At 44.5% G+C, this 14,954-nt stretch carries 12 protein-coding genes and 1 tRNA gene; 6 read left to right on the forward strand and 7 right to left on the reverse strand.

Annotated features, from left to right (window positions below; genetic code table 11):
* Positions 1 to 38 precede the first annotated feature (38 nt).
* On the forward strand, positions 39 to 1,286 hold the full coding sequence (locus tag QZ938_RS05775) for a transposase (protein WP_293347412.1): 1,248 nt from the start codon (positions 39 to 41) through the stop codon (positions 1,284 to 1,286).
* Between the two features lie 81 nt (positions 1,287 to 1,367).
* On the opposite strand, the gene QZ938_RS05780 is transcribed toward QZ938_RS05775, so the two are convergent.
* Positions 1,368 to 1,440, reverse strand: a tRNA-Phe gene (locus tag QZ938_RS05780).
* Between the two features lie 134 nt (positions 1,441 to 1,574).
* Here QZ938_RS05780 and QZ938_RS05785 point away from each other — a divergent pair.
* Complete coding sequence (locus QZ938_RS05785; RefSeq protein ID WP_293347409.1) at positions 1,575 to 4,235, forward strand: glycosyltransferase family 39 protein; 2,661 nt, start codon at positions 1,575 to 1,577, stop codon at positions 4,233 to 4,235.
* Between the two features lie 228 nt (positions 4,236 to 4,463).
* On the opposite strand, the gene cobO is transcribed toward QZ938_RS05785, so the two are convergent.
* The 3 genes from cobO to QZ938_RS05800 all read right to left on the reverse strand — a co-directional run bounded on the left by cobO (position 4,464) and on the right by QZ938_RS05800 (position 6,970).
* Positions 4,464 to 5,099, reverse strand: coding sequence for a cob(I)yrinic acid a,c-diamide adenosyltransferase (gene cobO, locus QZ938_RS05790; protein WP_293148198.1), 636 nt, complete (start codon positions 5,097 to 5,099; stop codon positions 4,464 to 4,466).
* A 343-nt stretch (positions 5,100 to 5,442) separates the two neighbouring features.
* Entirely contained in the window at positions 5,443 to 6,021 is a 579-nt protein-coding gene (locus QZ938_RS05795) for a Uma2 family endonuclease (protein WP_293148196.1), read from the reverse strand.
* A 325-nt stretch (positions 6,022 to 6,346) separates the two neighbouring features.
* Complete coding sequence (locus tag QZ938_RS05800) at positions 6,347 to 6,970, reverse strand: hypothetical protein (RefSeq protein ID WP_293347406.1); 624 nt, start codon at positions 6,968 to 6,970, stop codon at positions 6,347 to 6,349.
* Between the two features lie 112 nt (positions 6,971 to 7,082).
* Here QZ938_RS05800 and glp point away from each other — a divergent pair, with 112 nt between their 5' ends.
* The 3 genes from glp (at position 7,083) to rimM (ending at position 10,356) form a co-directional block, all read left to right on the forward strand.
* Complete coding sequence (gene glp, locus QZ938_RS05805; protein ID WP_293347403.1) at positions 7,083 to 8,357, forward strand: gephyrin-like molybdotransferase Glp; 1,275 nt, start codon at positions 7,083 to 7,085, stop codon at positions 8,355 to 8,357.
* Positions 8,358 to 8,588: 231 nt separating this feature from the next.
* Positions 8,589 to 9,221, forward strand: coding sequence for a response regulator transcription factor (locus QZ938_RS05810; RefSeq protein ID WP_293148190.1), 633 nt, complete (start codon positions 8,589 to 8,591; stop codon positions 9,219 to 9,221).
* Positions 9,222 to 9,708: 487 nt separating this feature from the next.
* Positions 9,709 to 10,356, forward strand: coding sequence for a ribosome maturation factor RimM (gene rimM, locus QZ938_RS05815; protein ID WP_293347400.1), 648 nt, complete (start codon positions 9,709 to 9,711; stop codon positions 10,354 to 10,356).
* A 188-nt stretch (positions 10,357 to 10,544) separates the two neighbouring features.
* On the opposite strand, the gene QZ938_RS05820 is transcribed toward rimM, so the two are convergent.
* Together QZ938_RS05820 and QZ938_RS05825 are read right to left on the reverse strand one after the other, a co-directional pair.
* Positions 10,545 to 11,006: a phosphate-starvation-inducible PsiE family protein gene (locus QZ938_RS05820; RefSeq protein WP_293148184.1), complete on the reverse strand. Its 462-nt coding sequence runs from the start codon at positions 11,004 to 11,006 to the stop codon at positions 10,545 to 10,547.
* A 358-nt stretch (positions 11,007 to 11,364) separates the two neighbouring features.
* Positions 11,365 to 11,670: an RNA-binding protein gene (locus QZ938_RS05825; RefSeq protein ID WP_293148182.1), complete on the reverse strand. Its 306-nt coding sequence runs from the start codon at positions 11,668 to 11,670 to the stop codon at positions 11,365 to 11,367.
* Between the two features lie 369 nt (positions 11,671 to 12,039).
* Between QZ938_RS05825 and QZ938_RS05830 the strand changes: the two genes are divergently transcribed.
* Complete coding sequence (locus QZ938_RS05830; RefSeq protein WP_293148180.1) at positions 12,040 to 12,183, forward strand: hypothetical protein; 144 nt, start codon at positions 12,040 to 12,042, stop codon at positions 12,181 to 12,183.
* Positions 12,184 to 12,419: 236 nt separating this feature from the next.
* On the opposite strand, the gene QZ938_RS05835 is transcribed toward QZ938_RS05830, so the two are convergent.
* Positions 12,420 to 14,591 (reverse strand): molybdopterin oxidoreductase family protein, encoded by a 2,172-nt coding sequence (locus QZ938_RS05835; RefSeq protein WP_293347397.1) that lies wholly within the window; start codon positions 14,589 to 14,591, stop codon positions 12,420 to 12,422.
* Positions 14,592 to 14,954 lie beyond the last annotated feature (363 nt).

Below are 14,954 nucleotides of genomic sequence, written 5' to 3' on the forward strand. Positions count from 1 at the left end.
ATGTATAGTATAGTATAGTCAAAAATCACGGCTAAACAATGCAGCTCGTTTCCAAGCACATTATCGATCGAAACCACTGGCTATACAAGCAGCTAGATAATTTGTGCTTTCTTTCTAAGAATCTTTTCAACTACGCTAACTACCTAATCCGACAAAAATTTATCAGCTCGGGAGAATACCTAGATTATTACAAAATACAGAAAATATGTCAGGGAAAGACTGACTATCTAGCATTACCAGCCAAAGTATCTCAGCAAGTATTATTGAGATTGCATGAAAGCTGGAAATCATTTTTTGCAGCTACCAAGGAATATAACCTACATCCAGATAAATTCAAAGCCCGACCCAAAATACCCAGATACAAACACAAAACATTAGGCAGAAATGTCCTGACTTACACCGCTCAAGCCATCAGTAAAGAATGGCTCAAAAAAGGAATCATCAATCTCTCTTTGACCCAGATATTTCTGACGACTAAAGTTAGCCAAGTAAATCAAGTCAGAATCGTCCCAAAAACTTACCATTACTCGATAGAGGTAGTTTACGAACCCAAGGATGTAACTGGCTCATTATCAGGTGTTGAAGGGATAGCAGGTATTGATATTGGCTTAAATAACTTAGCGACAATTACATCCAATCAAAAAGGGTTGGTTCCGCTAATAATAAATGGCAAACCTCTCAAATCAATCAATGCCTACTATCACAAAAATAAATCAGTATTGCAGTCATACTTGAAGGGGGAGAGACAAACATCAATCAAGATCAATCATTTAACTCACAAGCGTAATGTAAAAGTAGATAATTACCTGCACAACGCAAGTCGATTCATCATCAATCATCTGGCAGCTAACCGAATCGGGACACTGGTGATTGGTAAAAACGATAATTGGAAACAGGGAATAAATCTCGGAAAGCGGAACAATCAGAATTTCACAGCAATACCTCATGCAAGGTTTATTGAAATGCTAACTTACAAAGCGCAGTTAGTAGGAATAGTTGTGAAAGTTATTGAAGAAAGTTACACTTCAAAGTGTTCTTTTTTAGATAATGAACCTTGTGTCAAGCATTCAGAGTACAAAGGTAAACGAATTAAGCGAGGTTTGTTTCGTGCTGGTGACGGCAGACTGATCAATGCGGATGTGAATGGCAGCGCTAACATTGTCAAAAAAGCATTTCCCAACGCTTTTGCTGAGGGAATACAGGGCGTAGTAGTACGTCCAGTAAGGGTCACACCTTACAAAATGGTTGTCCGAGGCAAGTGTAATATTTGCCTAGAAAACCTGTAACTATCTGACTCAAAAATAATTGACTGCACAGCCCGTATTTTCCCCAAATAAAAAGCCCTCAACTTTGTGAGGGCTTTGCGATGCCAAGACGGAGATTTGAACTCCGGACACGTGGATTTTCAGTCCACTGCTCTACCAACTGAGCTATCTCGGCTTGTTTTTTCGCGCTTAACTACCTTAGCAGACACATACGGAATTTAGCAAGCACTTTTTCAAAATAATTTTTAGAGCGCCCGGAACCGCCCACCTGTAAGCTAAAAGCTGCACGCCTAAAATCCAAAAATCGCAATGGCACAGCAACATCGGGACAGCGGGGGCAACAGTCTGCCACTCTTGGGGATAATTTGGCTGCTGGCAGCAATTAGCGATCGCCTCTGGTTTGCCTGCGATCGATCTGTACCCGCCTGGGATCAAGCAGAATACCTCACTAGCACGCTGAATTACTTACAGGCGTTGCAGCATCCTCAGTGGTTTTCCGGCGACTGGTGGACAAGTTTCTGGCTGCTTTCGACGAAGATTCCGCCCTTGGTGTACATCTTAACGGTGCCGTTTCTGCATATTTTTGGTACTGGGGGCGATCGGGCAACCCTCGTTCATTTATTATTTAGTGCTATTCTGCTCGCCTCAGTCTACAATTTGGGCACCAAATTATTTAACAGGCAAGTTGGTTTGTGGGCTGCTGCTATTTGTGTTTTGTTACCGGGACTTTATCGCTTCCGCTTGCAATTTTTACTAGATTTTCCCCTAACTGCTGCGATTACTTTTTGTTTCTATTGTCTGACAATGTGGAAACAACAAGAAAATGTGGCAGCGGATTTTGTAGTGTATATAACGGAGAGAAAAAATCAGGAAAATCGTAAAGCATTTTACCTGAATCGATTATCTTTCTTTTGGGCGATCGCTTTTGGAATTTCTCTCGGCTTATCAATATTAGTTAAACACACTACAGTATTATTTTTGTTTGCACCGATTCTGTGGTTAGCAGTTGGTGCAGTGCGGCAAAAAGCTTGGGGAAGATTAGCTCAATTAGCTGGTGCTTTGTTGCTGTCTGCTGCCGTGTTTGGCCCGTGGGCAAAAACCAATTGGCTGTTAATTTTGACCGGGGGAAAACGGGCAACGTTCGATTCTGCGATCGCCGAAGGAGATCCGGGCTTGAATACGATCGGTGCTTGGATTTACTATATTCAGCACTTACCAGAACACGTTTCCTGGCCTCTGTTACTGATTCCCTTAGTCGGATTTATACTCTATTATTGGCGAAATCGAGCGGACAGTCAGTCAATCTTGTACCTTGATTCCTGTCGGTGGCTGGCGGTATTTTGGATAGGAGCTTATTTAATTAATTCCCTAAATATCAACAAAGATGACCGATATGTGATACCTTATTTACCAATACTAGCAATATTTTTAGCCTACTGTTTAACCCTGTGGCCGCAGCGTTGGGGAAAGCAAATTCGTTGGGGAACAATTGGCTTAGGAATTCTAGCGATGCTGTTCCATATCTGGCCGCTGGGAGGTGGTTTGGGACATAACTCCGTTCAAATTGTTAGTCCTGGCAATTCTAGCTATCCTTACTTAGGGAAAGAGTGGCCGCACCAAGAAGTAATTGCCGAAATTATTGATACCGAACCTTATTTGCAATCGACTTTGGGCGTGTTGCCTTCCACACCGGAAATTAACCAGCACAATTTGAATTATTACGGTGCTTTGGCGAATTTTCAGGTTTACGGGCGACAGGTGGGAACCAATTTAAAAGAAGTGCCGCAAGATGTGCGATCGCTTTCTTGGTTTGTTACCAAAACAGGCCCGCAAGGTTCGATTCGGGAACGGATTAAAAAAGCTCAAAATGCAGCGGTGGCGGCGATTGAAACTGGCGGTAAGTTTAACTTGCAAAAAAGTTGGGTTTTGCCTGACAATACTAATTTGAATCTTTACCGCAAGCAGTTGCACCCGGTGGAAGTACAGCCGTTGCCGGAAGCGCGATCGCAAGTACAATTAGAGCAAGTAACTGTTTTGGCAAAACCGGTTCCCGGTGTGGCGTTGCCGGTGACTTATATTTGGTCTGGGCCTTGGCAGCAGTTGCAGTCTGGTTTAGTCTTGTTAACGTGGCAAAATCAGCAGTCTGGTGATATTCGATCGGGACAGACTGTGAGGATTTTACACGATCGCGCGATCGGGCAGGCAACTTTGCATCCGGGAATGCTCGAAGCCGATCAATTTGCTGTGGGGTTTCGAGTAGTCGATCGCACGGCGATGCTAACTCCTGCTAATATTGCACCGGGAAGCTACAATCTGCAAGCAACGTATCTCAATCGCCAAACCGGGGAAACTTATCCCATCAACGTGCCGCAGGTAACGCTTAAAATCGACGCTCAGCCCGAGGTTATTGCTTCCCAGACTCGCACGGACAACAAAGATCGGAAAAAGTTGAAAATCGTCGAGCAAGTCCCAGAAAATGAAGATACGCCCGAGTTAGATTTGGTAACTCAATTGCGGGCGATGGCGGTTAATTTACCCAAAGGATTGCCCGGTTTGGAACCAGTATTCGAGCAGATTGGACGCATCAATCAGTACGATCCAACTCAAGATTATACCGTGCAAGCGGAACAAGCCTTAGCATATCGGCTGAAGCAGGAACCAAACAATCTAGAATTCGCCTATGCTTTGGCATTTTCTAGAGTATTGCAGCAGAATGTCGAAAGTGCGATCGCGGCTTTAGAAAAAGTTACGCAACTCGACTCTCAAAACCCCTATGCTTACGCTTATCTCGCCTTCGTCCAGATTTACGGCTGGCACCCAAAAGCCGCCGAAACAGCTTTAAAACCCGCCCTCGCCCTCAATCCCAACCTACCGGAAATTAGAATTTTAAACGGTTTAGCCGCTTTAATGCAAGGCAACGTCATTCAAGCGTGGCAAGATTTGCAATTCTTGAAAAAATTGAAGATTTAGCAATTAATACCAATTTTCAAGGAAATAACAGTATTCTTGTCCCCCCCCTTAGCAAGGGGGGGTTAGGGGGGGTCGAAGAGTGTTGCACAATTTTAGATAAATGGTATAAGATTAATAGACAAGATTTGCATAAGTCTTCGAGCGCTCCAGAAACCGCAGATGTCAGACAGATAAACACAGACTAACGCAGATAATTTCAGAGTGTTTTCCGATTTTTGCAATTCAAGTCTAATACTCAATACCAGCTTGAGCTTTAATACCTTGTTCTCGAAATGGATGCTTAACCAAAGTCATTTCCGTCACCAAGTCGGCGCGTTCAATTAATTCGGGTGGCGCGCCTCTGCCGGTGAGAATTACATGAGAGTCTTTGGGTTTTTGTTCTAAAGCTGCGAGCACTTGTTCGACTTGCAAATAACCCAACTTTAATGCTATATTGACTTCATCTAGCAAGACCAACCTAAACTCAGGATTGCAGATAAAAGTTACAGCTTTATCCCAGGCTTTTTGAGCAGTAGCAATATCTCGATCGCGATCCTGCGTATCCCAGGTAAAGCCTTCACCCATGGCATGAAATTCTAGCTGATTTTCCCAGAGTTCAAAAACGGCTTTCTCTGCCGGTTCCCAAGCTCCTTTAATAAATTGTACTATGGCGACGCGGTAGCCGTGACCGAGCGATCGCAAAACCATGCCTAAAGCAGCCGTAGTTTTGCCTTTACCGTTACCCGTATTCACAATTATCAAACCTTTATCTTCAGCCGCATTAGCAATTCGCTGCGCCTGAACTTCTTGTCGGCGCTGCATTTTTTGTTTGTGTTGTTCGGCTGTTAAGCCCGTCGTTGTAGTTGTTTCTGTATTGGTTTCCATGATATTTTTTTATTTTAACCGCAGATGAACACTGATAAATGCAGAATGTCTAGTTATAGCAGTTCTCACAAAGATAAGGTACGTTGTTGGGCTTTAGCCCTCTTTCTTTAATAAGCCCGTCGTCGTAGTTGTTTCTGTATTGGTTTCCATGATATTTTTTTATTTTAACCGCAGATGAACGCAAATCAACGCTGATAAATGGAAAATGTCTATATAAGTCCTCGCATCATGTTCATAATTTTTGTATGGGGTTCTTAAAGACCGTGGTTGCCCGGATAGATAAGGGGTAGGCACGGGGGCACTACCCCTACAAATCTTCATCAATCATTTAGGAATCCTATATTTACATCCATATTGTTTGCAAGTTTAGCACGAAACCGGGTAAAATATCTTCTCCCGAAAGTTCTGCGGGACATTCCAAAATTTCTTTTTCTTGTCCTTGGCGGTAGATTTCAACTCGGCGCGTTTTGCGGTTGATTAACCAGCCGAGTCTTACTTGGTTGTCCATGTATTCTTGCATTTTATCTTGAGCATCTTTTAAACTGTCTGTCGGCGACATTAACTCTAAGACAAAATCTGGGGCAATCGGAGGAAACTTTTGTTTTTCTTCGGGAGTGAGTGCATCCCATCTTTCTTGTTTAATCCAAGAAACATCGGGGGAACGATTGGCACCGCTGGGGAGTTTGAAGCAAGTTGAAGAATCGAAACAAACTCCTAGTTTAGTTCGTCTGTTCCAAATTCCAAAATCAGTAGCTATTTCAAAATTGTAATTTCCGGTTTCTCCTCCTGTGGGTGACATGACGGTTATTTCTCCTGTGGCGTTGCGTTCAAATTTGACCTCGGGGTTTTGGCGACACAGTTGATAAAATTGGTCGTCAGTGATTTGGGCGATCGCATTAAAGTTGATAGTAACTGCTAGCATGATATTTTAGAGGCTGCACTTGGACTATTGTAACCGCAGGTGAGTGGCGAGCGATGCAGATTGTGCAATCATCTCTCTTATCTCTCTCTGTGTTCTCTGCGCCCTCTGCGGTTAAATCATTCCGATCCAACAGGAAGCGATATAATTTGGGCGATCGCATTAAAGTTGATGGTAACTGCTAGCATGGTATTTTAGAGGCTGCACTTGGACTATTTTAACCGCAGATAAAGGCCGGGCGATGCAGGTTGTGTAAATCGCAAACCGGAGAATGCTATTTTTGAAGCCGGAAGATTTTTGGAGATACTGCTAGCATTCTATCACAAAGTTATAATGACGCGTTCATCTTGTTATGAAAACTTTTTGCCAGAACAGATTTGCAGATATACCAATAATAAAATGTAATGTTGATTTCGCTCAATAACTTGGGAACCCCTTCTAACAAACTAGCTAATATTTTGTCTTCTAACCTCAGCGCGTCCATACCGATCGCAAAAAACAACAATCCCAATCCAGCCAACAAGATTTTGTAGGGAGTAGACTGTAATTCTCGCCGAAAAAACCATCCGTAGGAGAACACAAATATAGCGTACAACAAACTCACTCCTAACTTAGGAATTCCCAAGGCGCTAATATATAGATGAATTCTGTAAATTTCATTGAGCAGAAAAGCGCCTGTCAACAAAGCAGAGAACAGAATAAATCGAGTTTCCGTAGGACGTAGTTGCATAGTTTTAGCCAATCCATAGCTAAAGCTACAAACAATAACTGGCACAACAGATAATACTTGAAATGTGCGAGTTAATAAGGCGACATTGGGATTGGGGGAGAAAAAAGGGTGAAAGAATAAATCGCTGACTTGCAAGCCTGAAAGTTGAGTCAAGACAACCAGAAATCCCACCAGCAATAGAGACAAACAATTGAGTCGCAAAGCTGAGCGAAAAATAGTCATAAGCGAAGCACGACAAAAGGACGGTTTACCGCAGACGAATCAAAAAATACATTTCCACTATAGCTGCTGATTTGCTAAACTAATAAAAGTCTTGTTAAACTGGGTGACACTGATGCTGTCCGTAAAAGAAGCAGAATCTATCGTTCTAAATTTGGCGCAATCCCTCGACAGTCAGCGGGATGTAGAAATTGTAGACTTGTTGGCAGCATCGGGGCGCATTTTGGCTGCACCCGTCACCGGTTCCCTCGATTTTCCTTATTGGGACAATTCGGCAATGGATGGCTATGCCGTGCGGTTTGCTGATGTGGAAAATTGCAGTGCCGAAAAACCTGCGGTACTGGAAGTAGTCGAGGAGATTCCAGCCGGATATCCGCCTCAAACTACGCTACAATCGGGCCAAGCATCCCGAATTTTTACGGGCGCGATGATGCCGGATGGTGCTGATACAGTCGTTATGCAGGAAGAAACGAGGCGTGAGGGCGATCGCATTTTCATCTTAGTTTCTCCTGAAAAGCCGCAAGCATTTGTCAGACACAAAGGTGCTTTTTATCAAGCAGGAACAACTTTACTAACTCCGGGTACGGTTATCAACGCCCCAGAAATGGCGGTATTAGCAACTGCACAGTGCATTCAAGTTCCTGTTTATCGGCGTTTGCGGGTGGCTATTTTTTCTACGGGTGACGAATTGGTATCGCCAGACCAAACTTTGACTTACGGTAAACTGGTAGATTCAAATCAGTATGCTTTGACAGTGTTGTTGACTCAAATGGGATTTGAACCGATTCGATTGGGGATTATTCCTGACAGTAAAGATGCGCTAAAGGATGCAATCGCTCAGGCTATTTCGATAGCAGATGTGGTGCTTTCTACGGGCGGTGTTTCTGTAGGAGATTACGATTATATTGAGCAAATATTGGCCCAGTTGCAAGGCAAAGTTCACATTAGTTCTGTGGCGATTAAGCCGGGTAAACCTTTGACTGTCGCTGTATTTAAACGAGATGAAGAAAAATCCGATTTGCCGATTGCGAGTTCGGATTGTCTCTATTTTGGTTTGCCGGGAAATCCAGTTTCGGCTTTAGTATGCTGTTGGCGGTTTGTTGTGCCTGCTTTGCGAAAGATGTCTGGGCTGGGCGCGGATGCTTGGGGCCCGGAGTTTGTGCGGGCTCGATGTGATGTTGAATTGCGATCGCCAGGCAAGCGCGAAACTTATGTTTGGGGTAAACTACATTTAGTTGCCGGATTCTGGGAATTTGAACCTGCAAGCGGCAGCCAAAATTCAGCAAATTTAATTAACCTCGCAAATACGACTGGTTTAGCAGTTTTGCCCGCATCGGAAACCTGGATTTGCCCTGGCGAATTTGTAGAAGTTTTAAAAGTTAGTCATTAGTCATTAGTCATTAGTGCTGTCCCCGCTCGCGAACGTTATTAGTGCTGTCCCCGCTCGCGAACGTTATTAGTCATTAGTCTCTGCTCCCGAACCTTAATCATTAGTGCGAGCTTACGTTCTCGCCCACAGTAGTCATTAGTCAGGGATGCACGAATTGTTTTTCTTTCTTTCTTTCTTCCTTCTACCAACTGTCAACTGTCAACTGTCAACTGTCAACTGTCAACTCTTCCTATGAAAATTCTAATTGTTGAAGACGATCCGATGATGCAACTGGGATTAGAGCAAGTTTTAGCCGATTCCCCAGAAATAGAAATAGTAGGACAAGCAGAAGATGGATATTTAGGCGTAGCAGCCGCACTGAAGCTGAAACCAGATATTATTGTAATGGATATCGGTTTGCCACGACTGGATGGCATAGCAGCGACGCAGCAAATTAAAGCACAACTGCCGGAAGTTAGAGTGGTAATGTTAACTTCTCATACCGCTGAAACTGAAATTATTGCTGCCCTTTCTAGCGGTGCTGATGCTTATTGTATTAAAGGTGCTTCCGTAGACAGGCTGTTAGCAGCGATTGCAGCGGCAGCAGAGGGGGCTACTTACCTCGATCCTCAAATTGCTCGGACTGTCATCGATCACCTCAAACCGCCTACACCAGCCTCTACAACTACTTTTGGCCAATTGTCACAGCGGGAATTAGAGGTGTTAAAGTTAATGGTGGAAGGTAACAGCAATCCGGAGATAGCGGCGGCACTTTATTTGAGTCCAAATACTATTAAAACTCATGTTCGCGGTATTATGAATAAGTTGGCTGTGGACGATCGCGTGCAAGCAGCGGTTGTCGCACTGAGAAGTGGGTTGGTGTAAACAGTTGACAGTTGACAGTTGACAGTTGACAGTTGACAGTTGACAGTTTGAGAGTGACCTCTAGCCTTAAGTTCGAGTATTGGAGTAATAAATAGTCTGATTTTAATTTCTTCCTCAAAGGGTTCCGACTTTCAACCAATTCTTTCTGGTAACTGATTTAATAACGGATCTAACTCACATCTAGCACCATTCTCAAGAACAGGCAAGATGCCTGTTCCACAAAAGATGAATTTTCTTGTGGGACGGGCAGGATGCCCATCCCTGAAATGCTAGTTGAGAATGGTGCAATATCTCAGATGTAACGGATATAAAGAACTTCGGCAAGGGATTTAACTCATTGATGTTTGAGGCTCGATGTAAGAAAAATGCCCTGTTTGGCCAATGCCCTGTTTGGCCAATGCCCTGTTTGCCCAATGCCCTGTTTGGCCAATGCCCTGTTTGCCCAATGTCAACTGACTAATTATTAGCAATTTGAGTGATAAAATTTATGAGTGAGTGGATAGAAATCGGTACAATTGTAGCAGCTCAAGGTTTATACGGGGAAGTGCGAGTCTATCCCGATTCGGATTTCCCGGAAAGGTTTATTGAACCGGGGAGGCGGTGGCTTTTGCGCCCTAAGAAAACTGAACCGGAACCGATCGAATTTTTGGGGGGTCGTTACATTCCGGGCAAAGGGTTGTATGCTGTAGAGGTGGAGGGTGTAGAAGACCGCGATGGCGCTGAAGCACTACGGGGATGTAAGTTGTTAATCGAAAAGGGCGATCGACCTTACCTCGAACCTGATGAGTTTTACGTCCAAGATTTGATCGGCATGGAAGTGTTTAACCAGTTAACTGGCGAAATCTTAGGCAAGGTAAGCGATATTATCCCCGCAGGTAACGACCTTTTAGAGGTAGAAACTAATCTCACAGCGCCGGAAGTTGTCCCCCCAGAAGTATCTAAGCCAAAACGCCCGGAAACTCCCACAGCAAACGCCGATCCCAGAAATACCCGCAAACCACGGAAAATCCGCGTTAAAGAACCTAAGTCAACCAAAATTTTGATTCCGTTTGTGCAAGAGATTGTGCCAATTGTTGATTTGGAAAAAGGCAGAATTGAAATTGTGCCTCCTGCTGGTTTGCTGGAAGACATCTAGATAAGACGGAGGTTTCAACCGCCCATTTTTCTAGAAAATACAGCCAATTTTTATTAAAGCCAAGCCAGAGTTACTATTAGTTATTAACAATCCCCAATTACGAATGATAAGGTTCGTAGTGCGGACTTCAGTCCGCAGCGAGAAAGCGGACTGAAGTCCGCACTACGAACCATGCCCCATTCCCAGTGTTAATCTTTTCCTTTATTGGCCAACCGCACGATTAAGTAACTGATGGAAAGCGCAAAAATTGCTGCCGCTAAACCAATTAAGTCGGCTGCTGTTTTTTTTTCTAGGTCAAGAATGATAATTTTTCGAGATACTGCTATCAAAGAAGTTACAATAACTAGCTCTACTTGAATTACGTGCTTTTTCAGATAAGCTGTAATATTTTCCAAGATTTCCAGGGCAATTAAAACATTTAAAAACAACCCGAATATGACAAACAACGTATCTTTTAATAAAAAAGTCTCGTGGTCGTTAAACAATTCTTTTGCTAAAAAAAGCATCAAATCGCAAACGCTGACAATAATTACCAAAATCATCGCCAGTGAGAGAATTTTAGATATTATGACTTCTACATTTTCTGTAAAGTGCAGAAAATCTTCATCACTGCCTGACTTAACAATTTGCCTAAATAGTTTTTTCAGCATACCCGTGATTTAGCGATCGTCGATCATTCTGTCATTCTTCGGTACACTTGGCAATCCCGAAACTCTGTGATTGCTTGTTTCCCTCGGAAAACCGGAGTCTGAGGAAGGTTATTTTTTCTGTCGGTCATTATTTTACAGGTTTTCGGGTCAGCTCCGAAATCGATCGCACGCAGTCCATTTCCCGATTCAGAAATTTTACCAATAAAAAAACCTCAAACTCTAGCTTATCAAGAGTTTGAGGACTTTCAGACGCGGTACGATCGCACAATCAACTACTTATTCTCAACAGATAAGGATTGTTGACTGCATTTTCGCCCTGTCGAACACACGGTCAAGCTAAAAATTTAGCTTGGGTGTTTTAGTAGCGGCGAGAAGAGCGGTCGTTGTTGCCCCAGTTGCCGCTGTTGGAAGAACCGCGCTCTTCGCGGGGTTTTGCCTTGTTGACTTTGAGGTCGCGACCCATCCACTCAGCACCGTCAAGAGCCTCAATGGCTGCTGCTTCTTCTGCTTCAGTAGACATTTCTACGAAAGCGAAACCGCGCATCCGACCTGTTTCGCGGTCAGCAGGCAATTGAACGCGCTTTACTGTGCCGTACTCTCCAAAAGTTTGGTTGAGGTGCTCCTGCGTTACTTCGTAGGATAAATTGCCGACATAGATTGACATTGAACATTCTCCAGAATCGAGGTTGTAGAGATTTAAATCCGGAGGAACGCCGATCGAACGAACTGTACTGCCGAAAATAAAGCCTTATAAAAATAGCATAGCACCTATAGGTGCAAACTGCAATTTTTCCGATCCGCTCGATCGACAAAAAATCAGGAATCAGGAATCAGGAATCAGGAATCAGGAACAAGGAATCAGGAAAAACCCCGAATAAAGCAGGAAAAACTAGAAAAAATAAATTTAATTTTCTTGATTCGCGAACTCTGCGGGAGAACGCAGCTTGTCGGGTGCTTCAACAGTTGACAGTTGACTGTTGACCGCTTGACAGTTTGATAGCGACCTCTACCTGGAAGTCCGAGGATTGGAGTAATGAATAGTCTGATTTTAATTTCTCCCTCAAAGACTTGGGGCTTTCAACCAATTCTTTCTGGTAATAACTCAAAATTACTCGATAACCTTTCCCAAAAACAGGTACAAGCCTCGGACTTAAGTCGTGGAGATCCCAAAATTTGAGACCCTTCGACAAGCGAACGGCCAACGCCAAAGTTCCAACTCCCAGATTGCATCTGTGGAGTAAATCGAAAAATGGAAAATCGAAAAATAGAAAATCGACTGACAAAGGTCTTGATTGCTGTAGAGTACCCTGCGATTGTGCCTCAGCCATAGCTAAGAAACTGGGTTTATTGACAATAAAACTAGAATTTTATTTGAGTCTGTGGCAAGAAACCAAGGTAAAGTTGGACGGCAACTCAAGAATTGACCGTGACGGTGGATTTTGCCCAATTAAACTCCCCAACTTCTGCGGCCACTTCTGCCCCAATCAGCACTAACTGCACCGCACAAGCTTTTAACTCGGGCTGTTTGGAATCTGGACAACTTGCAGCATGAGTCATGGCATTGGCTTCAGCACTTTCTGCCCACAGAGAACCCCAGTGCATCGGTACAAATAGCGTACCAGGGGCGATCGCCTTGGTGACTTTTGCGGGAAACTGAGCCTTACCGCGGCGCGATCGAACTTCTAGCAAATCCCCCTCCTTAATCTGCAATTTAGCAGCATCGCGCGGGTGAATTTCCAAAAACGGATCTGGGTGCAATTTATTAATTTTCTCTGTTCTCCCCGTGCGCGTCATCGTATGCCAGTGTCCGTAAAGTCTTCCCGTTGTCAACACAAACGGATAGTCGGGATCTGGTGGTTCTGCTAGTCCCCGGGAGTGATAGGCCGAAAATCTCGCCCGCCCGTCAGGAGTGTGAAAACGCCTGTCAGTATACAGCCGTTTAGCTTCAGTCGCTGGATGGGGAGGCTGATTTTCGGGACAGGGCCACTGTTGGGGGCCTTGAAGGCGCAAATATTCATGGCTGAGGCCTGTTACGTCGCAGGGACGATCGCGTGTCAACTGCACGTATTCTTTGTATATATCGGCGCTGCTGTCGAAAGCAAAGTGTTCGGCAAAACCCAACCGGCGGCCGACTTCTGCAAAAATCTTCCAGTCGTCGCGCGCTTCGCCGGATGGCGGATCGAAACCGGGACAAAACGTCACGCGGCGTTCGGAATTCGTCATCACTCCGGTTTTTTCGCTCCACTGGGTTGCCGGCAGCAGGATGTGGGCGTAGGCTGAGGTTTCGGTGGGATAGTAGGCTTCTTGATAAATCGTCAAGGGCGATCGCAACAAAGCAGCTTTTGTCCGTTCCAAATCCGGCATACTCACCACTGGATTAGTTGCGGCAATCCACAGCAACTCAACATCACCCGTTTCTAAGCCGGTAATCATCTCCCAAGCATTGCGGCCTGGATTCGGCGAAATGGTTCCGGGTGCGATTCCCCAAAACTCCTCGACTTGGGTTCTGTGTTCGTCATTTTTGACAAAGCGGTAGCCTGGAAGTAAGTGAGAAAGTCCTCCAGCTTCCCGGCCTCCCATCGCGTTTGGCTGGCCTGTGAGGGAAAACGGGCCAGATCCCGGTTTGCCGATTTGACCAGTCATCAAGTGCAAATTAATTAGCGATCGCACCTTTGCCGTGCCTTCGGAGGACTGGTTAATTCCCATCGACCACAGAGACAAAACCCGTTGTGACTGTTCCCAATAGTTGGCAGCAGTTTCTAACTCGCTGACAGTAATGCCGCAGCGCGAGGCTACAAACTCCGGCGTGTAGCTGCTGACAACTTCAGCAAAAGCTGAAAAATTTGCCGTGCATTCTTGAATAAACTCAGGATCTATTGCTTGCCTCCGCAACAGCAAATATGCAATTCCATTGAGCAAATCTATATCCGTACCCGGTTTAATTGCTAAGTGCAAATCTGCTGCTTCAGCAGTCGGAGTCCGCCTCGGATCTACCACAACCATCTTGACATCGGGATGCTTTTTGTGGTACTTTACTAATCGATTGAATACAATTGGATGGCATTCCGCTGTATTGCTGCCGATAATAAAAGCGCAATCTGTTAATTCTAAATCGTCGTAACAGCAAGGCGGCCCGTCCGAACCAAAACTTTGAACGTATCCCGAAACCGCTGAAGACATACACAAACGAGAATTCGCATCAAAATTATTAGTGCCCAGACAACCTTTCATGAGTTTCTGGGCAACATAATAATCTTCTGTAGCGAATTGACCTGAACCGTAAACGCACATAGCGTCCGGGCCGCTGGTGCTGCGAATTGTTTTGATGCGGTTAACAATGGCATCGAGAGCTTCGTCCCAGCTAGCGCGGCGGAACGGTTGGTCGAGAGAATCTCGCATCATCGGATAAAGTAGCCGATCGCTGCGAATGGACTCTGTTACCGTTGCTCCCTTGATACAAACCATGCCCTGACTCGATGGGTGATTGCGATCGCCCCGCACTTTCCAAGTTTGTTTTTTGTCGGGAACAACTTCTAGACCGCAACCTACACCGCAGTAAGGGCAAAGAGTTTTTATAGTTTCCATCTGGTGATTTTAGATGCTAATTTTTGAAAGCTCATGGATAATTCGTAATTCGTCATTATAGTCGGAACTGAGGACTCCGACAAATAATGTATCAATAATTACTAAATTATCGCAAAAATGCTTTACACAAGCCGAAAATACCCTGATTTAAAATTAACCGCTATCTTAGTTAAAGTCGCGATCGCTCTTGATTATAGCTAACTTTATCCGCTTCTCAATCCCCTCAAACAAGATGAATTGATACCTAAGTGTTGCATCCCAAGGGATGGAGGATAGGAGGAATGTTTGCAGGACTCAGACAGCACGCGGTTTAACAGTTGACAGTTTGTAGGGACGGTGCGCCGGTGCCCGCCCTCTTGGGAA

The sequence above is a fragment of the Microcoleus sp. CAWBG27 genome (assembly GCF_020883145.1).
Taxonomy (GTDB): domain Bacteria; phylum Cyanobacteriota; class Cyanobacteriia; order Cyanobacteriales; family Microcoleaceae; genus Microcoleus.